Source organism: Sphingomonas sanguinis NBRC 13937 (genome assembly GCF_001591005.1).
GTDB classification, from domain to species: domain Bacteria; phylum Pseudomonadota; class Alphaproteobacteria; order Sphingomonadales; family Sphingomonadaceae; genus Sphingomonas; species Sphingomonas sanguinis.
This window is the reverse complement of sequence record NZ_BCTY01000007.1, coordinates 12,087-36,657: the sequence shown is the minus strand read 5'-3', so window position 1 is coordinate 36,657 and position 24,571 is coordinate 12,087. Positions and strand designations below refer to the sequence as shown.

Annotated in this window: 14 protein-coding genes; 6 read left to right on the top strand and 8 right to left on the bottom strand. The window is 65.6% G+C overall.

From position 1 onward, the window contains the following. The first annotated feature begins 213 nt into the window (after positions 1-213). From SSA01S_RS05570 to SSA01S_RS05545, 6 genes are all read left to right on the top strand, one after another. The gene (locus SSA01S_RS05570; protein WP_156477673.1) at positions 214-2,925 is read left to right on the top strand and encodes a TonB-dependent receptor; all 2,712 of its coding nucleotides are present in this window, start codon (positions 214-216) and stop codon (positions 2,923-2,925) included. A gap of 146 nt (positions 2,926-3,071) precedes the next feature. After that, the gene (locus SSA01S_RS05565) at positions 3,072-3,578 is read left to right on the top strand and encodes a sigma-70 family RNA polymerase sigma factor (RefSeq protein ID WP_058733278.1); all 507 of its coding nucleotides are present in this window, start codon (positions 3,072-3,074) and stop codon (positions 3,576-3,578) included. Further along, positions 3,571-4,572, top strand: coding sequence for a FecR family protein (locus SSA01S_RS05560; RefSeq protein WP_061779567.1), 1,002 nt, complete (start codon positions 3,571-3,573; stop codon positions 4,570-4,572). The genes SSA01S_RS05565 and SSA01S_RS05560 overlap by 8 nt, the downstream gene beginning before the upstream one ends. A 558-nt stretch (positions 4,573-5,130) precedes the next feature. Next, complete coding sequence (locus SSA01S_RS05555; protein WP_061779566.1) at positions 5,131-7,899, top strand: TonB-dependent receptor; 2,769 nt, start codon at positions 5,131-5,133, stop codon at positions 7,897-7,899. A gap of 83 nt (positions 7,900-7,982) precedes the next feature. Next, on the top strand, positions 7,983-10,265 hold the full coding sequence (locus SSA01S_RS05550) for an alpha-N-acetylglucosaminidase (protein WP_240954726.1): 2,283 nt from the start codon (positions 7,983-7,985) through the stop codon (positions 10,263-10,265). Between the two features lie 5 nt (positions 10,266-10,270). Beyond that, entirely contained in the window at positions 10,271-11,386 is a 1,116-nt protein-coding gene (locus SSA01S_RS05545; RefSeq protein WP_061779617.1) for an acyltransferase family protein, read from the top strand. Positions 11,387-11,398: 12 nt separating this feature from the next. Here SSA01S_RS05545 and galA read toward each other — a convergent pair whose 3' ends face one another. From galA to SSA01S_RS05505, 8 genes are all read right to left on the bottom strand, one after another. Continuing rightward, positions 11,399-14,284, bottom strand: coding sequence for a beta-galactosidase GalA (galA, locus tag SSA01S_RS05540; RefSeq protein ID WP_061779564.1), 2,886 nt, complete (start codon positions 14,282-14,284; stop codon positions 11,399-11,401). After that, entirely contained in the window at positions 14,281-17,040 is a 2,760-nt protein-coding gene (locus tag SSA01S_RS05535) for a glycosyl hydrolase 115 family protein (protein WP_206378963.1), read from the bottom strand. Before SSA01S_RS05535 ends, galA begins: the two co-directional genes overlap by 4 nt. Before the next feature lie 197 nt (positions 17,041-17,237). Beyond that, a complete protein-coding gene (locus tag SSA01S_RS05530; protein ID WP_082794943.1) occupies positions 17,238-17,636 on the bottom strand; it encodes a YbaN family protein in 399 nt (132 codons plus the stop codon). Further along, positions 17,620-18,249, bottom strand: a complete 630-nt coding sequence (locus SSA01S_RS05525; RefSeq protein WP_240954725.1) for a biliverdin-producing heme oxygenase — start codon at positions 18,247-18,249, stop codon at positions 17,620-17,622. The genes SSA01S_RS05530 and SSA01S_RS05525 overlap by 17 nt, the downstream gene beginning before the upstream one ends. A 29-nt stretch (positions 18,250-18,278) precedes the next feature. After that, positions 18,279-19,016, bottom strand: coding sequence for an energy transducer TonB (locus tag SSA01S_RS05520; RefSeq protein WP_061779562.1), 738 nt, complete (start codon positions 19,014-19,016; stop codon positions 18,279-18,281). Beyond that, positions 19,006-20,478, bottom strand: coding sequence for a surface lipoprotein assembly modifier (locus SSA01S_RS05515; protein ID WP_061779561.1), 1,473 nt, complete (start codon positions 20,476-20,478; stop codon positions 19,006-19,008). The genes SSA01S_RS05520 and SSA01S_RS05515 overlap by 11 nt, the downstream gene beginning before the upstream one ends. A 59-nt stretch (positions 20,479-20,537) precedes the next feature. Next, positions 20,538-21,308: a Slam-dependent surface lipoprotein gene (locus SSA01S_RS05510; RefSeq protein WP_240954724.1), complete on the bottom strand. Its 771-nt coding sequence runs from the start codon at positions 21,306-21,308 to the stop codon at positions 20,538-20,540. 115 nt (positions 21,309-21,423) lie between these two features. Further along, on the bottom strand, positions 21,424-24,489 hold the full coding sequence (locus SSA01S_RS05505) for a TonB-dependent receptor (protein WP_244885577.1): 3,066 nt from the start codon (positions 24,487-24,489) through the stop codon (positions 21,424-21,426). Positions 24,490-24,571: the final 82 nt, after the last annotated feature.

Below are 24,571 nucleotides of genomic sequence, written 5' to 3'. Positions count from 1 at the left end.
TAACGAAGACATCATCTGCCCGCTTTCGGGGACAATGTCCTGCGATATTTATGGCGCCGCAGCGACATCGGGGAGACAGTAACAAAAACGCCATAAATGTCTTAAAACTTTTACAAATTTCCTTGTCCCCGTTTGCCGGCCGCGCCCGTCTTCCCCGCGATCGTCCGTTTGGCCGGGCGAGTGACATGCTTTTTGTCGTGGGGGAATTTCGTGATGGGTATCAAGCGGACGCTCTTGCTGGCGTCGAGCGCGCTGTGTGTTGCGCAACCGGTTTGGGCGCAGGAACAGGACACGAGCGCGGCGGCCAATACGGGCGGCGAAGTCGTCGTGACGGGCTATCGCACCAGCCTGGCGCAGGCGCGCAATTCCAAGCGGGATGCGACGATCATCAAGGACTCGATCGCCGCATCCGACATCGCCGCCTTTCCCGACTTGAACCTGGCCGAAGCGCTGCAGCGCCTGCCCGGCGTTGCGATCAACCGCGAGGCTGGCGAGGGGCGTCGCATCTCCCTGCGCGGTCTGGGCCCCGATTTCACCCGCGTGCAGCTGAACGGCATGGAAGTGCTGGGCAATGTCGACTCGCCGCAGGACAGCCGCGGCCAGACGACGCGTGACCGCGCCTTCGACTTTAACCTGTTCGCCGCCGAACTGTTCAACCATGTCGATGTCGAGAAGTCGTACCAGGCGCAGCAGACCGAAGGCGGTCTGGCGGGCACCGTCGGCCTCTTCACCGCGCGCCCCTTCGATTATAAGGGCACCAAGATCGCGCTATCCGCGCAGGGCGGCACTAACACGCTGACCCGCGATTTCCAGCCGCGCCTGACCGGCCTCATCTCCAAGAATTGGGGCAATTTCGGCATTTTGGTGTCGGGCGCCTATAGCCGCCGCAACACCCGCGAAGAGGGCTTCGACACCTATCGCTGGCGCCGCAACAAGGCCAATGGCAGCAACATCAGCGCGCTGACCGCCGCCGAGCAGGCCAAGATCAATTCGGGCGACCTGCTGTTTGCGCGCGGCAACCGCCTGTCGGTGTGGGACAGCAAACAGGAGCGGATCGGCCTGACGACCTCGGTGCAATGGGCACCGACCGACAAGGTCCATGTGACGCTCGACGGGCTGTACGGCCAGTTCAAGGGCGACCGGTTCGAGACCCACCTCGCCTCGCGCGGCGGTGGCAGCTCGACCTGGCTCGGCGGCGGTGAGACCTTTGCGGGCACCGTCTATCCGAACTCGCGCGTCAACGCGATCCAGTGGAACGGCCGTAACGAAGTGACCTATCTCGACGTGTCGGGCGGCAAGGCTTCGACCGAGACACGTATCCAGAACACCAAGAACGTCTTCAAGCAGGCCGTCCTCAGCGGCGATGCGGAACTCGTCGACGGGCTGACCTTCACCTGGCTGGGCGGGGTCGAGCGGTCGCGCTATGACATGCCGGTCAACGACAAGTTCACGCTGGAAGGGTTCGGCGACGTCATCTCCGACTATCGCGGCAGCACCTATTCGCTGGTCAACACCTACAAGTTCAACACGACCGACCCCAATTTCTGGCACGCCAAGCGGCTGTACGTGAACAACACGTACCAGGATTCGGCGTTCGACAATGTGAAGGGACGCTTCGACTATAAGGTCTCGTCCGACGATACGATCAGCGTCGGTGGCGAATGGCGGCGTTTCGCGAACAGCGGTTATTACGCCGAAGCCGACAATATCGGGACCAGCGGCTTCGTGTCGGGCAAGGTCAACGCCAACCCCAGCGCCTATGCCAAGACCTATAACGGCTATAGCGGCCAGTCCTGGACGATCGTCGACTTCCCCAAGATGCTCCAGACGCTGGGCATCAACCGGTCGCAATATCTGACCAACCCGCTCGGCGTGTTCGCGGTCGAGGAACGGACCGGCGCGGCCTTTGCGCAATATGACTGGAACCACATGTTGGGCGGCGTGCCGTTCCGCGGCAATATCGGCGCACGCTATTACCGCACGACCGTGACGTCGCAGGGCACGGCCAATGTCGGCCCCGTCACCGTGCGCGGCGAATATGAAGGCGTGCTGCCCGCCGCCAATTTCATCTTCGAGCTGAACCCCGGCCTGATGGTGCGCTTCGCCGCGTCGAAGAACATCAATCGCCCGGCTCTCGGCGCGCTCGCGGTCAATGGCTCGGTCACCAACGACAATGGCAATGTTACCGTGTCGATCGGCAACCCGAACCTGCGCCCCTACAAGTCGACCGACTTCGACATTTCGACCGAATATTATTTCGGCTCGGTCGGCTATGTCGCGGGCGCACTGTTCTACAAGACGCTGGACGGGTATATCTCGACCCAGACGATCAACAACGCGCCCTATTCGCAGACGGGCCTGCCCGACAATGTCTATCCGGGCGTGACCGGTTCGACCGTGGTCGACAGCTATTCGCGCCCCGTCAACCTGGCCAAGACCAATCTGTTCGGCATCGAGCTGTCCGGCCAGACCGACTTCAAGTTCCTGCCCGCCCCCTTCGACCGGCTGGGCACGGCGGTGAACTTCACCTATGTCGACTCGCGGCTGGACTATTCGAAAATCTACCAGGGCAGCATCCCGACCACGCTGGAGGGGCTGAGCAAGTACAACGCCAACGCCACCCTCTATTACCAGGACAAGGCGTTCGACGCCCGCGTCTCGGCCAATTACCGCAGCGGCTATATCTTCAGCGCCTCGCCGGTGCTGACCGCGCTGGGCCCGGACCAGGACGTGACCGGGTTCGAGGGCACGGTCTATGTCGACATGTCGGCGCATTATTCGGTCACGAAGAACGTCCAGCTGACGCTCAACGGCATCAACCTGACCAACCAGCGCGAGAAGCAATATTCGAACAGCACCAAGCGGCTCTATGTCGTGACCCGTTCGGGCACGACGCTGCTGGGTGGTGTGCGGGTCACCTTCTGATCCGCACCGTCTGAATGAGCTTGATACCTGGTGCCGCCTGAGTATCTGGGTCTGCCGCGCCGTACCCCGCCGGGTGCGGCGCGGATCTTTTTTACTGAGGATTGTCCCCGGATGCCCTGCAACCGGCTCTTCCTGAACGACACCGAATGAGCGATCCGATCGCCTGGGCGGTCGAGGGGCGGACGCGCCTGCTGACCTATGTCCGCAAACGCATTCGCGAACCCGAACAGGCGGAGGATATCGTGCAGGAGGCGATCATGCGAGTGATCGAGCAGGAAGGCAGACAGGTGATCGAACAACCGCTCGCCTATGCCTTTCGCGTGGCGGACTCGGTCATCCACAATCGCGGGCGGCGGACAGCCGAGGAGGTCGGCCCGGTCGATCCCGAGATCGCCTGCGCGCTGCCGTTGGCCGACCAGATCCTCGACTATCGCCAGCGGTTCGACCGGTTCCAGACCGCCCTGTCCCGCCTGCCCGCCCAGCGCCGCGCGGTCTTTGTCGAGCGGCATATAGAGGGCAAGTCCCGCCAGCAAATCGCCGAGGAAATGGGCCTGAGCATCGAGGCGGTGAAGAAGCATCTGGTCCGCGCGATGATCGACCTGGATGGATGTATCGACGACTTGCCCGTGCGCGGAGCGCGTCGCCATGACTGATCCCGCCGCGTTGCTCGAAGAAGCCGCCGACTGGGCCGACCGCCTCGACACGCTGTCGCCCGAAGCGCGCGAGGAGTTGCGCGAATGGCTGAACCGCTCGCCCGCGCACCGGGACGCGTTGTCGCGCATGGTGCGACTGCTCGGCGACCCCGCGCTATTTGCAGCGGTCGAGCAAGCGGAGCGGCCCCCTGCGGTCGCTCTGCCACGGCATCGATCGCGTAATTGGACGCGTACGATCGCCGGGCCGCCCCGGCGGCGTATCGCGGTGGGTCTGGCGGCTGCGCTGGCAGCGGGTGTCACGACGCCATTCATCTGGCACCTCGCCACGACCGGCGAGCCGTCCGTCGAGCGGGTCTATGCCTCGACCACCGGCCAGCAGCGCCAAGTCGCACTGCCCGATGGGTCGGCCATGACGCTGGACGCCGCCTCACGCGTCGCTATCGCCTTTTCAGGCCACGCTCGCGACTTGACGCTCCAAAGTGGTGCCGCGCGGTTCGAGGTACGGCACGACACCACCCGCCCCTTCGCCGTGTCGACGCCGGAGGGTCAGATGGTCGCGCTCGGCACCAATTTCAGCGTCGATCGCGGCGCGGGCCACAGCGAGTTGCGTGTCTATCGTGGCCGGGTGAGCCTGACCGTTCCGGGTCAGCCCGCCGCCGTCGTCACCGCCGGGCATTGGGCGGAAGCGGGTGCGGGACCCATCTCCATACATGCCTTCGATATCGCTTCCTATCAGGGATGGCAGGACCGCTGGCTGAGCGGCGATTCCATTCGTCTTGGTGATGCCGTAGCCCGACTGGGCCGCTACAGTGCGCGACCGATCCGGTTGACCGACCCCGCCCTTGCACAGCAAAGCTTCAACGGGCGTTTTCGACTGGATCGCCCTGTCGAAAGCCTGACGCTCATTGGCGCGCTGTTCGATCTGCCCGTAGCCGATGATGGCACGACCATTTGGCTGGGGCGACCAAACGGAATGACCAAGCGCACCCGATAATCTCGGCCTCGGCTGGCGAATTGGCTTAGCCAATTCCCGCAATACCAATTCGGACTCGTCCTTTCAGCGATCGATTCCGCCGAGTTTGGATATTTGTATGCCCTCTGGTCGAGGGGACCGAGGCGTTCTTCCGACAATGTGACATAAAGTTCATCACGCTAACACATTGTAATTGCGTCGCCTTTTTCGGGCAGCAAGAGGCCCGACCAATTTTTCAACGAAACCCTTTTTGCATCCATTGACAGGCATGACCATTCCATGTCACCGATAAGACCATAAGATTACAACACGGCGATGCAGGACGACATTTTCGGTCCTTTGCGCCCCTTTGTCGAATACGGGCCATAGCCCGGACGGTCAGGTGGGCTAGGGATCAGGAAAAGGCTCCGCGTACCGGCGCAGCAAATGGTCCGGCCCCAACCCGGTCCGTGAACGGCCTGTCCGTTCCGGCCAACGGTGCCGCTTGGCCTTCGCGCCGATCACGCAGGCCCTTTCCGGCAAGTCTCGGGGAAGCCCGGTGCGATGTGCCCGCGCCGGGATAAGAGGGAGGGAAACAGCATGATCAAGTCTCCGCGTTGCGGCGCGTCGAATCCTCGGCGCAAAAGCCTGCTTCACACGACGGCCTTCACCACCGCCTGGCTGGCCATGTCGATGGGCGCGGCGCCGGCCCTGGCCCAAACCATGACCGCGAGCGTGACGGGGGCGGCGACCACCGGGCAGACGACGCCGCAGGCCGACACGGCGGGCGATACTGGCCAGAGCGAAATCACCGTCACCGGCTATCGCCAGAGCATCGCCTCCGCCCTTGCCGCCAAGCGCAACGACATCCGTATCACCGACGGCATCTCGTCGGAGGATATCGGCAAGTTTCCCGCTCAGAACGTGACCGAGGCGATCCAGCGGATTGCGGGCGTCCAGATGTCCAACATCAACGGACGCGGGTCCACGATCAGCATCCGGGGCCTGGGCCCGCAATATGCGCGCACCACGATCAACGGCCAGACCTTCGCCAGTGCCGACTTCAAGGACGGCTTCCGCTACGACATCATCCAGACCGATCTGGCGAGCGCGATCCAGGTCATCAAGTCGCCGACCGCCGACATGGACACAGGCGGCCTGGCGGGCACCGTCAACATCGATACGGTCAAGCCGCTCGCCTATAAGGGCCCCAGCTTCATCGCCGGGATCAAGGGCTATTATTCCGACTATCGCAAGGATGTGACGCCCAAGGTCAACGCCGCCTATATCAAGCGCTTCGCCGACGACACGATCGGCGTCATGCTCGACCTGGGCTATCAGAAGCTGAAGGATCGCGGCGACTATCTGTTCATCAAGAACTGGTATCAGCCGGGTGCGGTGGCGGGTGCTTCGGATGTCCAGGTGCCGGGCAATTTGCGCTATCGCCGGATCGACCGCGACACCGAACAGCTGATGGGCAGCGGCGCGATCCAGTGGAAGCCGCAGGACAATTTCGAGGTCCTGCTGCAGGGCGAATATTCGCGCGACCATACCCGTTACGACACGCGCCAGATGGTGTTCGGCCGCTGGGCCGCCTCGGCGGTGACGGTCAACAACACCGCCAACGGCATCGCCGACAAGATCGCGATCAGCAACTTCAACGTCGACAACAACGACCAGCCCGAACTGCGCAAGCTCCAGACCCAGGCCTATACCGGCACGGTCAACTGGAGCCCGACCGACACCACCCATATCCGCGCGATCGGCCACTATACCCAGGGCGATGCCAAGCTGTACGAATGGGCGACGATCGACGAGGTGCGCTTCGCGAATGGCGGCACGCTCGACATTTCCGATCCGTTCAATGTCCGCTGGAACACCGCCAGCCTGACCGACGGGTCGATCTACAATATGGCGAACCGAACCTGGTACGCCTTTGTCGACGGCGCGACGCATGTCCAGTCGGCCCGCGACCGTGCGATCCAGACCGATCTAACCCAGGACCTCGACTGGCACGGGATCAAGGCGCTAGTCTTCGGCGCGAAATATCACCACGAAAGCTTCGACACCAAGGCGTATCGCCACGACCGCGACGCCGATGTCAGCGATCCCGTGACCTATCCAGAATTCGCCTGGATTCCCGACCTGTCGAAGACCGGCGTCCTGGTGAACAACTTCCTGGGCGGGTCGATGGGCATCCCCAGCTCGTTCCTGTCGGTCAATGCGCCGCTGTGGCAGCAGATCCTGCGCGACAAGGGCATTTCCGTGCCCGACACGCCCGACTGGCCCAATACCTATAAGGTCGACCGCTATATCCCGGCCGTCTACGCGATGGCGAATATCGACGGCACGATCTTCAACCTGCCGGTGCGCGGCAATGTCGGCGTCCGCTACGAACATACGCACCAGAACGTCACCAGCAGCCTGACCAACGGCACCGGCAGCGACGCCATCCTGCTCGGCCAGCAGCATGTCGTGCAGGATTATGGCAACGTCCTGCCCAGCGCCAGCTTCGCGCTGGACCTGACGCCGCAGCTCGTCGCGCGCATCGCCGCCGCCAAGGTGTTGGTCCGTCCGCTGCTCAACAGCCAGACGCAGATGGCCGACACCATCACCCGCGTTACCACCAGCCTGCGCCCCAGCGTCTCGGTGGCGCAAGGCGAGAGCCGCCTGAAGCCGCTGACCGCCAACCAGCTGGACATCAGCCTGGAATATTATCACGGCAAGGGTAACTCGATCAGCATCGCCGGTTTCTACAAGGCGGTGAAGAACGGCACCTTCACGCAATTCTACTGCCCCAGCTCGTTCGACGGCGTGGCGTTGAACGGCGTGGTCAGCGATTGCCAGTCGGCCGATCTGAAGACCGATTACAGCTTCAGCCGGGTGCTGAACGACAACCGGGTCATCCATATCAAGGGCCTGGAACTCTCGGCATCGCAGAATTTCGACATGATCCTGCCGGTGAAGGGTTTCGGTGCGGTCGGCAACGTCACCGTGGTCGACACCGATGCCAGCGCGATCGGCACCGGCTTCAACCTGCGCGACCTGTCGAAGCTGACCTGGAACCTGACGCCCTATTGGGAAAACGAGATGTTCAGCGTGCGGCTGTCGGTCAACCACCGCAGTTCGTACGTGCAGGATGCGGCATCGAGCTTCTTCGTCAATGGCGGCCTGACCCATGTCGTACGCCCGCGCACCCAGATGGACCTGGCGCTGGGCTTCAATCCGCTGAGCTATCTCAGCTTCACGGCGGGGATCATCAACCTGAACAACACGCACGAAGACGCCTATCAGACCAACGCGAACACCTTCCAGCTCGCCAGCCGGACGGGTCGCACCGTCTACCTGTCGGCGTCGACGCGCTTTTAAACCTCCCCCCTGGAGGGCGGACGGCCGTGCGGGCCGGTCCGCCCTTCCCTTTTGCCATTTTGCCGGGGACAATGCCGTCCGTGATGACCTCTTCCAAAGCGCTCGGCCTGATCGGCACCTTGTTATTCGCCGCCCCGGCGGTACATGCTCAGGGCGATAGCGGGCAGGCGGCGCGGGCCGCGCTCCAACGTCTGGGTGTGCCCGAGCGGCAGGTGGCGGTGACGATCCGCCCCGCCGCCGACCCGCGCTACCGGGTGCGGGTCGATCATGACCGGCTGAACGTCGAAGCCTCCTCTCCCGTCGCGGCTGTACGCGGGGCGGCGGCGATACTGAACGCGCAAGGACGGTTGGCGGTCAGCTGGGAGGGCAATCGCGTCGGCCCGATGTCCCGACTGGCACCCGGCGACAGTGGCTGGGTGTCGTCCCCCTTCAACGTCCGCGCTTACCTCAACACCTGCACCTTCGGCTATACGACGCCCTGGTGGAACTGGGCCCGCTGGGAACGCGAGATCGACGCGATGGCGGTGCACGGCGTCGACATGCCGCTGGCCATGGAGGGGCAGGATTATGTCTGGCGCCAGCTCTGGCGCGAACAGGGGTTGAGCGAGGCGCAACTGGCGCAGCACTTCTCCGGCCCCGCCTTCCTGCCATGGCAGCGCATGGGCAATATCGAGGGCTATCGCGCGCCCCTGCCACAGGGGTGGATCGACAAGAAGCACGCGCTGCAAAAGCGTATCCTGACCCGGATGCGCGACCTGGGCATGACGCCGATCCTGCCCGCCTTCGCCGGGTATGTGCCCAAGGCCTTTGCCGAGGCGCACCCACATGCGCGCATCTACAAGATGCGATCCTGGGAGGGGTTCGAGGGCACCTATTGGCTCGACCCGTCCGATCCGCTGTTCGCCCCGCTCGCCAAGCGTTTCCTGCAACTCTACACCGCCGAATACGGGCCGGGGCAATATTATCTCGCCGACGCCTTCAACGAGATGGTGCCGCCCATCGCCGAGGATGGCAGCGACACCGCTCACGCAACATATGGCGACGCGACCGCCAATACGCCCGCACTCGACGCCGCGACCAAGGCGGCCGCGCTGCCCCGCGCGGTACGCGACGCGCGGCTGGCGGCCTATGGCCAGCGGCTTTACGCCTCGATCGCTGCCGCCGCGCCGGGGGCGACCTGGGTGATGCAGGGCTGGCTGTTCGGGGCGGACAAGAAATTCTGGACGCCCGACGCGATCGCCGCCTTCCTGCGCGACGTGCCGGACGAGAAAATGCTGATCCTCGACATCGGCAATGACCGCTATCCCGGCATTTGGAAGACGACGAACGGCTTCGACGGCAAGAGCTGGGTATATGGCTATGTCCATAATTATGGCGGCAGCAACCCGGTCTATGGCGCGCCCGATTTCTATCGCCGCGACGTGGCTGCGATGTTCGCCGACAAGGGGCGCGGGAATGTGCGCGGCTTCGGCATGTTCCCGGAGGGGCTGCACAATAACAGCCTTGTCTATGACTATGCCTATGACGCGGCCTGGCCGGGCGGCGACATGGGTCTCGGCCCCTGGCTGAGCCACTACACCGCCGCCCGCTATGGCCGGAGCGATCCGGCGATGGTCGCGGCGTGGCAGGACGTGGTCGCGGGTGCCTATGACGTGCGCTACTGGACGCCGCGCTGGTGGAACGAGCGGGCGGGCGCGTATCTCTTCTTCAAGCGCCCCGCCGCCGATGCGCCGACCTATCCTGCCGAGCCGGGCGACCGCGCGAAGCTGCGCGCCGGGATAGCGGCGATGCTCAAGCTCGCGCCCGCTTACGGCAAGAGTCCACTCTACCGCTATGATCTGGTCGACCTCACCCGACACGCCGCCAGCCTGTCGCTGGACGACCGCGTAAAGGCCGCCGTCGCCGCCTATCACAAGGGCGATGTCGCGACCGGCGACCGACAGACGGCGCGGGTCAAGGCGCTGGCCCTTGCCATCGACCATCTGATCGGCGGACAGCAGGAAAGCCTCGCCAGCTGGATCGCCGATGCGCGGGCCTATGGCGATACGCCTGCCGAAAAGATCGCCTATGAACAGAATGCCAAGGCGCAGGTGACGATCTGGGGCGGCCGCGGCCATCTGGGCGATTATGCGTCTAAGGCCTGGGCGGGCATGTATGCCGATTATTACCTGCCACGCTGGACCGCCTATCTGACCGAGGCGCGCGCCGCCGCGCTCGCCAAGCGGCCGGTGGACGATGCGGCGTTTACGGCCAAACTGCTCGACTGGGAAAAGGCCTGGGTCGCCGATCCCCGCCCCTACAAGGCCAGCGCCCCCGCCGATCCGGTGGCCGAGGCCCGCGCCCTGATGCAGGAGACCGCCCGGTGACGACCATGACCGCCAGACCCGAGCGTTTCGCCTCGCTCGACATGTTCCGGGGCGCGACCATCTTCCTGATGATCGTGGTCAACACGGCGGGCGCGGGCGGGGCCTTCAACCAGTTGCAGCATGCGCCGTGGATCGGCTTCACGCTGGCCGACCTGATCTATCCGAGCTTCCTGTTCGCGGTCGGCAACGCGATGAGCTTCGCGCTGACCCGGCCGATGCCCGAGCATGTCTTCCTGCGCCGGGTGTTCAAACGGGCCGCGCTGATCTTCCTGCTCGGCGTGCTGATGTACTGGTTCCCCTTCGTCACCCATCAGACGGACGGCAGCTGGGTCGCCAAGCCCTTTGCCGACACAAGGCTGACCGGCGTGCTGCAACGTATCGCGCTCTGCTATCTGCTGGGGGCGCTATGCGCGCGCTATCTGAAGCCCAGCCAGTTGGTGATGGTCGCGATCGGTCTGGTCGTCGCGCACTGGGCGATCCTGGTCGGCCTCAGCCCGGCGGGCGAGGCGTTCGGGCGGTACAGGAATGCGGGTACGCTGCTCGACCTGCGGGTGATCGGACTGAACCACCTCTACAAGAAGGATCACGGCTTCGATCCCGAGGGACTGCTCGGCACCCTGCCCGCCACTGCCAATGTCATCGCGGGCTATCTGACGGGGCTGGCCATCCAGCGTTGGGGCAAGCACGCGGCGACCGTCGGGCGGCTGGCCGCGATCGGGGCCGGGCTGGTCGTCGTGGCGCTGCTGCTGTCGCCGATGCTGCCGATTGGCAAGAAATTGTGGACCGGCTCATTCGTCGCGCTGACCGTCGGCCTCGACCTGATCCTGCTGGGCGCGGTGCTGTGGCTGGTCGAGATACGCGGCGTGAGAGTGGGACGGTCTTTCCTCCAGATGCTGGGGCGCAATCCGCTCGCCATCTATCTGTTCTCCGAGCTGCTCGTCGTCGTGCTGGAGCTGGTCCATGTCGATGGTAAGGGATTATACACCTGGGTCGGCCTCAACGCGTTTCAGCCGATCGCGCCGGGGCCGGTCGGGTCGCTGCTCTGCGCGCTGGCCTATACGCTGATCTGCTGCGCCTTCGGCTGGGTGCTGGATCGCAAGGGGATCATCCTCAAAGTCTGAGGCGTCCCCGGGTCACCGCTCCCGAACCGAAATCGTCCGCCCCAGGCCGGACGCCTTGCCCGGCGCCGCCTCCACGACCAGCACCACCTGCCGCTCGCCCGCCCCGGCCGGAAACGGCACCAAGAGCGGCGCGCCCGCAAAGTCCGTCTTCTCGGCGCGCTTCACTCCGTCGACCCAGGCCTCGGCCCGGCCGACGATTTCGGCGAAGACCACCGCGCCGCCCTGCTCCGCGACCCGGCGACGCGGCTTGAAGCTGGCACGATAGGTCGACCACACGCCCTCGCCCGGCCCCTCCAGCCGTCCGGGCCGCGCATAGACCAGGCTGTTCATGTCATTGCCCGCATAACGCCGCAGCGGATCGGGCCGGGTCGCGGTGAAGTCGCTCCGCTTCCAGTCGGTCAGCATCGCGACGGGCCGCGTCGCAGGCAGTGCGGGCAAAGGCTCGGCGGCGATCACCCGGACGGATGCGCGCGCTGGTTTGAGGCCAGGCGCGGTTGCCTCGACGATCAGCGTCCCCGCCCCCGCCTCGGCACGAACCAGCGCCTGGGCGAGGCCATGGAACAGGCGACGCGCAGGCACGACTTCCGAGTCATGATCGTTCGGATCGCCATTGCCGACCCCGATCACCGCACCCCGCGTCACCCGGAAGCTTACCGGCGCATCCGCATCCGGCACCACCCGCCCGCGCGCATCGACCGCCATCACTGTGAAGGGCTGGACGTCGCTACCCGTACCCAGCATCCCGCGCCGATCCGCCACCAGCTTCAGCGCGACCGCCTGCCCCGCCGTTTCGACGGCCGTGCGCGACACCTCGCGCCCGGCGCGATAGCCGACCGCCTCCAGCCGTCCGGGGCTATAGGGCACCTGCCATTCGGGCATCGCCAACCGGTCGACCGTCTTCACCCCCAGGCTCCTGCCGTTCAGGCGCAACTCGACCGTCTCGGCATTGGTCAGCGCCATTACCCGGATCGCCTGCCCCTCGCGCCCCGGCCAAGTCCAGTGCGGCGCGATGGCGAGAGCTGGCGCATCGTCCACCCATTGCGCGCGGCGCAGGTGGAAGGCCATCTTGGCGAAACCGCACAGGTCCATGATGCCGAACACGCTGCTGGTCGTCGGCCATTCGAATGGCGTCGGCTCGCCATGATAGTCGAAGCCGGTCCACACGAACGTCCCCGCGACGAAAGGCCGCGTGTCGATCATCCGCCAGCTTTCGTGATGGGTCAGCCCCCATTCGGCGGCATCGGTGTCGTAGGAGCTGACTTCATGCGCGGCCATGTCGGTCTTCCACACACCGCGAGTCATGAAGGCGCTGGTATCCTCCGAGCTGGTCATCGGCTTGGTCGGATGCGCCGCGTGGAATGTGTCGTAGCGGCGATGCTGGTAGTTGAAGCCCATCACATCGACCGCGTCCGAGACGTTCAGGGGCGAGAACATCCCGTCGTTCATCGCCGCCGTGACGGGGCGTGAAGTATCGAGTTCCTTAACCGCCTCGGCCATGCGGCGGACCATCTCATAGCCCTGCTCGGTACCCTGCATCGGTTCCTCGTTGAAGACCGACCAGAGGAAGACGCTCGGGTGATTGCGGTCACGGCGGACCAGCCACTCCAGCTGGCGCAGATAGTCGGGGCTGGGGTTGAAGTTGCGGTTCTCGTTCATGACCAGCATCCCCAGCCGGTCGCAGGCATCGAGCAGTTCGGGCGCGGGCGCATGGTGCGAGCAGCGCAGCGCGTTGCAGCCCATCGCCTTCAACCGCCGGACGCGCCACTCCCACATCGCATCGGGCATGGCGACGCCGACCCCGGCATGGTCCTGATGGACGCATACGCCCTTGATCTTGGTCGCCACGCCGTTGAGGTAGAAGCCGGTGCCTGCATCGAACCGGATTTCGCGAAAGCCAATCCGGGTGGCGCGGGCGTCGATCGCCTTGCCGTCGTGCAGCAGCCGCGTCTCCACCCGGTAGAGCGTCGGCTGGTCGACCGACCAGAGCTGCGGCGACGTAACCGGGATCGTGACCTTGGCCTCGGCGGTCTTAAGCGGATCGACGGTCACGTCCACCTCCGCCCGACCGATGGTGCGGCCCGCCGGGTCGATCAGCACCGCCTCGGCCCGGACGGTCGCCGCCGTCTTCTGGATGTTGGAGACGGTCAGCGCGACCGGCACCGTCCAGCCCGTACCCTCGCGACGCGGATCGGCGTGAAGGCCATCGGTAACGATGCTCACCCCGTCCCGCACCGCGAGCCAGTTATGGCGATAGAGCCCCGCGCCTTCGTACCACCAGCCCTCCATCGTTTCGGCATCGACGCGGACGGCCAGCGTGTTCACCTCCTCGCCGAACCGGGTATAGGGGGTGATGTCGATCAGGATCGCGGTGTAGCCGCTGAAGCTGTGCGCCACGAGGACACCGTTGAACCAGACCTTGGCATTGGTCGCCGCCGCGCCCAGCTGCACCTCCAGATAGCGGCCGCGCCATTCGCTCGGCAGCTTCAGCGTGCGGCGATACCAGCCGATCCCGCGCCGCCGATACCCTTGCGCGACATTGGCGTTCGGGTCGACCACCTCCTCCATCGCCCAGTCATGCGGCAGCTCGACGCTACGCCAGTCGCTATCGTCATAGCTGACCGCCGCCGCGCCCTGCGCGATCCCGGCCTTGGCATTCTGATAGCTTTCCTCATGCCCCAGGATCGGCGGCACGGCGATGTCACCCTTGTGGAACAGCCAGCCGCTATCGAGCCGAAGCAGGCTCGGATCGGAGATGAAAGGCGGCTCGGGCATCGCGTCGAAGGGCGCGGGCGCATCGCCGCTATCAAGTATCACGGGGCGGTTCGCCGCCAGGGCGGGCGTGCCCAGCGCCGGGGCAGCTGCCGCGCTGGCAAGCAGGGTGCGGCGGGTTACGGTCATCGGGCAGTCTCCGGCATAGGCGCGTAAAGTGGACGGGCGCCATCGAGCACCAGCTCAACACGATCCAGGATCAGGCCGGGATCGAGCGGCACGATCGCTACCCGGTGATGCCCGGCGGCAAAGCTCTTGAGCGGCAGAGTCGCGACGGCGGTGTTGGTCAGGACATTCTGCCGCCACTGGTCGCTGCGGCCGATGGTTGCGAAATCGACGGTTTGCCACGCGCCATCGTCCAGCTTCACCGCCGCGCGCAGGCCGTGCGCCGGATCGCGCGGATGCGTCGGCAAGGCGACGACGCGCAAATTCGCCCCCGCCTCGGTCATGGTGGCGAAGCGCCAGGTGGCAGGGGTGCCCTGTTCGGCCGATTGGCGGGTGGGCAGGGCCAGCCTGGAGCGAAGCGCGCCCCGCTGGCTGCCCAGGTCCGGGATCGCTTCCCAGTCCGCGTCGAACGTCGCCGCCAGCGCGGGCATGGTGACGCGCCGCTCATCCTCCAGCGCCTCGCCGGGATCGAGCTTGGGCGGGGTCAAGGCGGTCGCGTGGATCGTCACCGTCTGTTCGTTGCAGCGAAGCGTCACCGGCGCGACCTCGCCCTTGCCGTCATAGGACAGGGTCAGCCGCTGCTCATACCCATTGTCGACGTTCAGCCGCCCCCGTTCCCCCGACAGGGTCAGCCCATCCGGCCGCTTCGTGACGGCCCAACCGGCAAATTTCGGCTGACGGGTGTAGAGCGTCACCCGCCTTGTCGCGGGCACCCCCTTGGTGAAGGTCAGGACATTCTCGTCCCCGATCCAGGAGCCCCAAAGGCCGAGGCCGCAACCGCTTTGCAGCCCCCATCCCGTACTGGGCCACAGGGGCTCGTCGAAGACCGGCAGGCGGCGCGGCGCGGCATCCATCATCTCGCGCCACTTGCCCCCGGCGGCCGCGTTATACTGGGCGGTCGCCTCGGCGAGCCGCATATAGGCCGTGCGCGCGGCAAAGACATAGGTCTCCGCGCTTGCCCGGTTATCGCGCGCATAGAGTTCGCCGAGATCGAGAGACAGGATGCGCCAGTTGAGCAGCGTCGCGCCCTGTATGGGATAGAGCACCAGTTCGTAAAAGGCGTCCTGCCGGTCCTTCGGCAGACGCGCCTGTATCGCCGATGCCTGATCCATCAGCGCCCGGTACGCCGCCAGCCGGGCCTGCGCTTCCTCGCCGTCCGACTGGACATAGGCGCTCGGCCGGTTGGGCGTGACCCATTCGGTCTGGCCGAACCCCATGAACTCCGGCTTTCGTGGCCAGGCCAGGTCATAGAAACGCATCATCACATCGGCGATTTCGCCCGCCTCCGCCTCGCCGAACTGCTCGGCCATGAAGCGGCGCAGATGCTCGCGCGGCGATTGGTCCAGCAGCCTGGCGTCGAACGCCAAGTCGAGGAAATATTGCGAGAGATACTCGATCGGCTTGATGTCGCCGACATTGACCATCCAGATGCGCCGCGCATCCGTGTCCCAGGCGCGCCCCATCTCCTCGCGGATCAGCGCCGGGTGGGTGGTCCCCAGCCACAGATAGTCGTGCGGCCGCCCCCAATAGGACAGGTGGTAATAGACCCCTGCCCCGCCCGGCCGCTTCTGCTCCTCGGGCGTGCTGAGCCGTCGCAGATAGCCGTAATTGTCGTCGGTCCACATCAGCGTGACGTCACTCGGCAGGGTCAGCCCGGCGTCATAGGCCTCCTGCAATTCGTGATAGGCGACATAGAGTTGCGGAACCTGCGCCGCCGGTTTGCCCAGCGTGTCGGCCAGAAGCCCACGCTGTCGCCCGACCACATCCTCCAGGATGCTGCGCCGCGCCGCCGTGGTGGTCACCCCCTGCATCGGCCCGTCATGCAGCCCGCGCAGGCCGACCGTATAAAAGGCCTCCTGCCCCTTGGTCTCGCCCAGCCGCTCGCGCCAGTAATCCAGGATCGCCTGAGGCCGCCGCGTGAAATCGAAACCACCGCGCTTCCCCTCGTCCCACTCGCGCAGATTGTTGCGGAGCATCGGCTCGGCATGGGAGCTACCGATGACGATCGCATAGCGTTTCGCGAGCGGCGCATTGCCCGGATCGCCGAAGAACGGCGTCGAAACCGAGTGCATCGCAGGCCACAACGTATTGGCCTTCAACCGCCACATCAGCTCGAAGACACGCTGATAGGTCTTGGGGCCGATATTGCCCTTGTCCGGGTCGAAGGTCTTCGCCGCCCAAGGCTCCAGCCCCCAATCCTCGTCGTTCAGGAAGATCCCGCGATACTTCACCGACGGCTCGCGCGAGACGAAGGTGCGGTCGGACACGGCAATCCGGTCGCGACGACGCGGCGTGACATCCGCCCACCATTCCCAGGGGGACACGCCCAGCGCGCGCGACAGGTCGGTCACGCCGTACACCGCGCCGCGCGCATCCGATCCGGCGATCAGCAGATAGCGCCGCCCCGCGACGCTCACCCCCGCACGGACATAGCGTTCCCAGCCGCCTCGCAGCGGCGACAGATCGACACCGCCCGCCCGGGCCAGCCGCTGTACGATGGGCGAGTCCGTCGTGCCGATCACGATACAGGTCGCCGCGCACGTCGCTTGGTCCTCGACGATGCCGGACGGCTTGCCGCCCAGACTGACCAGATCGCGAGCCAGCAATTCGGCTGCAACCCGGCTAGTCCCCTGCCCATCGGCGACAACGAGGATTCCGGCGCGCGACAGGTCCCAATCCGCGGCGTGAGCGGGCGTCGCGACAACCACCCCCATCAGCATGACCGCACCGATCAGGGACGACCGCCGACAGGTCCTATGGTGCAATGCCCTACCGCCGATATCCATCTGCTCGCCCGCTCCCCATTTCGGACGGCCAGCTTAGCGAGCGACATAAGGCTGTAAAGCGAATTTGCCTGACCAATTCAAAACCGATCTCAGACTTTATCGCAGCCGTCCGTCCCAGCGGCCGGGGTACTTTATGGAACGTTCGGGCGTGTGCCGATATAAGTCGCACAACCGATCATCACGAATGCCACGACGACGGCCAGGATGGCATTCGAACGGGCGGTCAGGAGGAAGATCGCATAGCCGATCGCCATGCCGCCACAGGCCATCCCCTTGGCCCGGCGGCTCATGGCTCCGTCACGCCGCCACGCACGCAAGGTCGGGCCGAAGCGCGGATGATCGAGCAGCCACGCCTCCAGCCGGGGCGACGAACGGGCAAAGCATCCCGCCGCCAGGATCAGGAAGATCGTGGTCGGCATCAGCGGCAACAACGCGCCGACGATCCCCAACCCTACGCAGAATACCCCCAGCGCCAGCCAGCCGAACCGGATCGCCCGCCTCACCCGGCTCCCTTCACGCAAAGCTGTCATCGGCCAGTTTCCGCACATAGAGGAAAGCGTCGCGCGCGCCGTTGAGCATCAGCGCGTCACCCACCTGATCCAGGTCCAGCGCATCGACCGCCGCTGTGAAGCTTTTCCAGGATTTGGCACGCCCGTCCGGGTGCCCGGCCAGGTGACGCGCTCCGAACGTCTCGCCGAGCCCCAGGGCCGCCGCGCGCTTCAACAGCGACGCCGCGCCCAGCGTCGATCCCTCAGCGACCCATAGCCAGCCGATCGCCGTGGAGGGGTCGATCCGGGCAGTGTGGAACGGCCGAGACCCTTTATTCTCCGGCGGCGACCGACCCAGATCTTCCAGATCCTGTCGCACGCGGTCCAGCCGCCGCCGGGCGGGCAGGTCGAGCGTCGCCGGGAGTGGCAGCGACCGCGAGTAGAGCCCCTCGATGGCGCGATGAAAGCGATACTGCATCTCCAAAAGCCGGACATAATGATCGCGGTCCTGAAAGGGCTCGGCCGAGATGATTCGGTTGTCCAGCCCGTCATGCGCACTCCGTGTGGCCTGCATCAACCGCTGCGAACGGGATATCGGCCGGGCGGGCGCGGCCATCGGGGCGCTCGGCTGGGATTGGGACGTGATCGGGGTCATGGCGATACTCCTGGAAGAACGGGAAAGGGTCAGCGGTGCAGGGCGAATGCGATCGGCACCTCGACGGTGACCGGATCGCCGGGAACGGCGTCATCGACTGCGGGCAAGGGCGCGGCACGGCGCACCGTGGTCCGCGCCTCCATGTCGAGCAGCGGGTAGCCGCTGCCATGGACCAGTTCGACGGCGATCACCTCGCCCGAACGGTGCAGAGTGATGGCGATGCGGGCGACGCCCTGTTGCCGCGCGGCCTCCGCCTGACGAGGATAGCGACGATAGTGTTTGAGATGACCGAGTAGCCGTGCACGCCAGTCCGCCGCTGCAGCCACCGCCGAAGCGGCCGGGGCGGTCGTCGCCGGGCTTTCGACCGGCTTCGTGCCGGATAAGAGCAAGGAAGGGAGCGCAACCACATCCACAGGCTGAGCCAGCGGCGCGGCGGAGGGCAGTCCGACCGATGACGGGGCGGCGATCACGGATACCACCGGAGCCATGGTGGACGGGAGTGCCGCCGTCGGCAGGGACGGCGTGGCATCGGGCGGCGGCGGCGCGGGCAGCGGCTCCGCTGGATCGAGTACAGGCCGATCGAGCGGGATCGCCTCCGCGACGAACACCGCCATCGACCCGGCGTCAGCTACCGGGGTCGGCGGCGCGATCACCCGGACGCTGAGCAACGCGATCCCCAGCAGCCCGGTCGCCACCATCGCCCCGGTTCCGAACGCCCGCGCCTGCACCGGCTGGCGATAGCCGTTGAACTGGGCCTCAGAAGGCATGTTCCAACCTGATGCTCGCGGCGGTACGATGAAAGGAATAGAGCCAGTCGACATTGCTCTTCACCCGATTGTGCTGGAAAAGGATGTTGGGCGTCAGCCCGGCGAGGCGCAGCTTGGGTAGGCGGAGGACGGCGGTCAGGTTCGCCTCTCGGTCGTGGCGGACGGCCTCCAGCAATTCGCTATAGGCCCCGTAATCGCGCTGCCGCACCGACCCGATCAGCGTCAGTTCGGCCCAGTCGGCAAAGCCGTGCACCCCCCCCAGTCGCGCCCCGACATGGCGATAGGCATTGGCGCGTGCGCCCGCCTGCTTGTCGCCCGCCTCGATACCGGCAAACAGCGTCCAGCCGCGCGGGCGCGACCACCAGCCAGTCAGAGACGCCTCGGTCAGCGCACCGTCGAGATCGTCGAAGCTCCGCCGATAATCGAAGACCCGGCGCGCGACCTCCAGCCGGAGGGCGGTGTCGGGCGACGGGGTGACCATCGCCTCAACGCGAAGGCCGGGCGCGGTATAGAGCAGCCGATCGCCCAGGCTCGCCAAGTCGATGGTGGGCGACAGGGTCAGGCTCCGCCGGGCAGTCTGATGGTCGTAGCCGATCTGCGCGGTCAACGTCGCTTGATCGAATGCGCCATGCCCAGGCCAGAGATCGCCATAGACGAAGGCCCGGGCCAACAGCCCGCCCTGCCCCTTCAGCGCGATCCGGCGGCTGATGCTCCCCTCGACATTGAGGCCGACGGAGGCGATCGCCGGTGGCAGGGTGCGGTCGATCAGGCAGGTGCCGTCCACCCCGACCAGCAGGCAGGTCTGGCTGGCGGAGGTCTGATTGAGGTTGCTGCTATACCCCGGCCCCGCTGCGATCATGCCCTGCCAGCCGCCCCGCCGGTCGAGCGCGGCGAGGAAGGTGTCGACCGTCCGGCGAACCCCGGCGGCGTGCTCACCCTGCCCCGCCAGTTGGTCCCGGATCGCGCGGAACCGATGGCGGGCCTCCCGGTCCTTGCGGTTCTCGAACAACACGCGGCCGAGTTCCAGCCGCCCCGGCAGGAAGTCCGGCTGGATCGCCAGCAGGGCGCGGTACTGCCGTTCGGCCTCGCCCATCCGCCCGTCACTGCGCGCGAGGCCACCGCGCGCCCAGGCAACCAGCATCGGATCATGGCGGGCCAGCGCTAGATATGGCGGCAGGAAACGGCGGACATCCGCCCAGTTCTTGCGCGCCACCGACAGGTACAGCGCCCGGCCCAGATCGTCCGGGTTATGGCCGACCGAATAGACCTGTCCGTCGATGGTGATGCGATCCGACGGCTTGGCCCCCTCGATCGCCTCGCGTTCCTGGGGCGTGGTCCGGCGATCGATGCCGGGGTCGAGACGCAGGCGGTTATCCTCGCTCCGCGCACTCTGGCCGGAAGCGGGCACGGCCAGCCACAGCGTGGCGAGCGTCAATAGATAGAGGGAGACGGCGTGGCGCATCGGATCGGCACGAAGCCGGGGCTCCCGCAAGGGAGAGACAGGAGCCCCGGCCCTTTGCGTCAGTTCTTCGTGCCGCCGAAGGCGGTGTCGTGCTGACGCGCACCGTCGAACTTGACGGTCCCGGCCAGCGCCGCGGCACTGGCGCCGAAGAAGCGACCGCTCACCACGCCGCCCGACGCGACGGTGGCACCCGACTGGGTGGCGACGGCATTACCGCCCGCGAAGTCAGCCCCGTTGATCCGCGCCGTACCGATATTGACGCCCGCCCCGGTCGAGGCGTTGGACAGGCTGCCACGCAGCGTGCCCGTCGATCCGGAAGCGAAATTGGCGGTCAGTGTGCCGGTCAGCACGCCCTTGTTGGCATAGTCGCTGATGCCCTTGACCGAATAGGTCGCGGTGCCGCTGGTCGGAACCGTCGTGCCGCTGGTGTTGCCGACATAATAGACGGTGTGATCGCCCGCCGTGGCGTTGCCCGTTTGCGACCATTCGCCGAACCACAGATCGGCAGAGCCGACGCGGGCGAAGCGGAAGTCACCATAGCTGCTGTGATCGGCGGTATCGCTGGTCGCCATGTTCAGATGGCGCACGCCGTTTACGTCGGCCGCAGCATAAAGGCTGAGTCCCTGGAAATCGACGCGGCGTCCGTTGGTTCCCGGCACGCCGATCCCGGCACGCCCCGCCACATGGGGACCGCCCTGCACGTCGCTTTCGCCCACCGTCACCTTGCTGGTGTCGCTGGAGCCACCGGCGAACTGGGCCTGCGCCGAACCGGCGGTCAGGACCGTGGCAAGGCCGGCGAGAACAATGGTCTTCATTGTGATGGAGGTCATGATATTACTCCTGCGGTTGTGTGCGCCCGATCGCTTCGGGCGCATCGATCCGGCCCCGCCGTGCCTGTCCGGCTTTCAGGAAGGACATGGACGGCGGGGTCGAATGGCGGGATCGTCAGAAGCGGCCCGTCAGGCTCAGCCGGACGGTGCGCCCGGGGGCGGGCATCATCGAACGGGTCAGCGGGTCCGCATAATAACGATCGTTGAGGTTGGTCCCGACCAGCTCGGCCGAGAAGCGGTCGTTCAGCCGGTATCGGACATAGGCGTCGGCGGTGACAATCTCGCCCCAGCTGAACGGCACATTGAGCGAATAGACGTCGAGCTGCTGCTCGCGCGGAAGGTCGGCGATCTTCTGGAACAGCGGATTGTCGTAGCGGCTATAATAGGTCAGCCGTCCGCCGATCTCGAGCCGCTTGTCGAAGAAGCGCCCGCCGATCGTCCAGTTGACCGTCTCTTCGGGCGTTGCCTGGGTCAGCAGGAAGCCGTCCGGGAAGCCATATTTGACGCAATCGGGAATGCTGCCATTCTTGCGGTCGGCCAGAGCGGCGGCGCTTTCGTCACAGACCCGGTTGGTCGTCATGAAGGCCGCGCCGAGCTGCGTATAGAATCCGCCGGTGTCGATCCGCGCCTCCGCCTCGATCCCGGCGATCGTCTGTTCCCGGATATTGCTGAATTGCAGTTGGGTGGACCGCTCGACCACATCGGTGATGTGACTGCGATAGAAGGTCAGCTTGACGTCGGCGCGCTGGTCCTCCCGGTTCAGCCGCAACAGACTGCGCAGATCGCGGACCAGCCCGACCTCGTAGAGCTTGGCATGTTCGGGCCGCAGCGGCGCGGCTGGGTTGAACGACGCCGAAAAACCCAGCGTGCTTTCGAACATGCTCGGAAAGCGCCACGTCTCGATATAGCGGGCATAGGCGCGGGTATGTTCGTCGGCATAGACGGTGGCCGACAGGCTCGGGGCCCAGTGATGGGCGGAGCGACGCGGCGCGGTCACGGGTACGGTTTCCGTGATACTCTGCAGAATGCAGGTGCCGGTATTGCCCGGAATCGTATTGATCGTCCCGTTCACGCAGGGGTTGTCCGCCCGCCGGTAGCGCCCCTGGGCATAAGGGAGCCAAGCCGGGCCAGCCTGATCGAATGAGATCGGATAAGGATTTGCCAGATAGTCCGGCAAATCCATTGCGATAAATTCCTCGACGTCCGCGGTGGGCAAACCTGCGAACAAGCTCTGCGTGTAGAATCGCCTGAAGTACGCCTCCCCAATGCCCCGGACCTGGAATGAAGACGTATAGCCCTTGTAAAAGGTCGTCTTCAGGTTCGTATTGCCCTTGGCGATCTGGCTGCGGGTGAAATCATCCACCGCCCAATATCCGGCATAGCTCAGCCCGGCGTTCAGCTTCAGGAAGCTGGCGGGCCGCCACTCGCCGTCCAGCCGAACCAGGAACTCTTCGCGCCGCCCGGCGCGCGGGAATTGCCGCCAGCCCTGGAACTTCGCAGGGTCGTAGATGTCCTGCGATGCCAACCTCTCATGCTGCCAGTTACCGCTCAGCGTCAGGTCGAGCTTCGTGCCGAGGCGCAGGGTGTTGCTGGCGTTGAAGCCATAGCGATCGTTCATCGCATTGGCGCGGGCATTGTCGATGATGATCGGATCGGCAAAGGTCGCGAAATTGGGCATCCCGCCGGAGTTATAGGTATCGCTCCTAGTATCGGTGGCCCAGAGATTGGCCTTCAGGTCAATCCACCGGCTGTCCGGCTGCCACTTATACTCCGCATTATAGGCGCGGGCATGGACCTTGCTGAGCGGCCATTGGACATTGCCCGTGTCGATCGGGATGCGCGACGGCATGATCTCGCCATAGCGGGTGACGCTGTCGCGCAGGCTGACCAACAGATACTGGTCGTCGGCGATGTGCCAGGTGGCCTTCAGCAGCACCGATTCCAGATCGCTGGAGGTGTTGGGCACCTCGTTGCCGGGCGCGAAGCCCAGCGCCATCCGGCGGATACGATTGAGGTTCTGGGACGGCAGGCTCGACTGCTCGTAATAGTCCGCTCCGGTCGTGCCAGAGAAGTAATTGCCCCGCTCGCGAAAGGCATAGGCCGCGAAGAGGTCCAGCCCCTCGATCCGCACCGCGCTGGCCACGCGCACGGCACGGTCGCCGAACGACAGGAAATGGTTATCCGATCCGGTCCGCGGCACGATCCGCAGATAGGGATCGTTCAGCGCGAAGCTTGGCGACGTCCGGGGAAAGCCGGGCACGGTGCGATAGTCGCGCCCCGTCAGCAGCGTCGGCAGGCGTGGATCGGTCGAGTTGTTGCCACCCTCCAGCCGCAGGTCGAGGCCGAAGGTGCGGCCGGGCTGCAGCACGTCGTCGGCGTCCAGCGTGTTGATGACGACCGTACCGCCGGTCGAGCTGCGGATATTGCCCCGGTCGGTCGGCCCGCGCAGCACCTGGAGGCCCGAGATCAGGTTGGGGTCGACATAGGCCCGGTTGCTTGCGCCGTTATATCCGCGCCAGACGGTCAGCGCCTGTTCGGTGCCGTCGATCACTACGGGCACGCGCCCCGGTCCCTGAATGCCGCGAATGCTGGGATCGAGCGCGCCGCTGTTGCGCGCATCGCCGCTGAGGACATTGACCATGCCGGTCAGCAGGTCCGAGGTCGTGACGCCCTTGTAGCGCTCGATCTCCGCTCGGTCCTTGTACCCGCTGGAATAATCGGCGTCGAAGACCGTGTCATGGCCGCGCTCGGCCCGCACCTCCGCGACATCGCGTGGGGTCTCGTCACCGTCCACCTGAAGCGCATCGGTGACGAGGGGGGCGCCCGGCTTGATGGCGCGCTCGGGTCGCTTTTGCAGCGTCAGCACACCGTCCGCCAACCGCCAATCGAGCCCCGGTCCCAACAACAGCCTGTCCAACGCCCTGGCGCGGTCCATCCGCCCCGCCACGCCGCCGGACCGCAACCCGGCCACCAGCGCGGCATCGACCCCGAGCTGCACATTCGCCTGCTGCGCGAACTGGGCCAGCGCGTCGCCCAACGGCTGCGCCGGAATGTTCACCTCGACCGCCGCCTGCTGCGACTGTGCGGCCAGCGGCGTTGCCAGAACCGGAAGCGACGAGGCGCTCAGCAACATCGCCAATCCCATCCGCTTCCAGCGAAAGATCCCAGATTCGTTCGTCACCCTGTTCCCCCAGTGATTCTACAAAATAACTGCTATTGCGTATCGTTCGCATTCACAGGGTAGACGCTGACCGTTCCGGTTT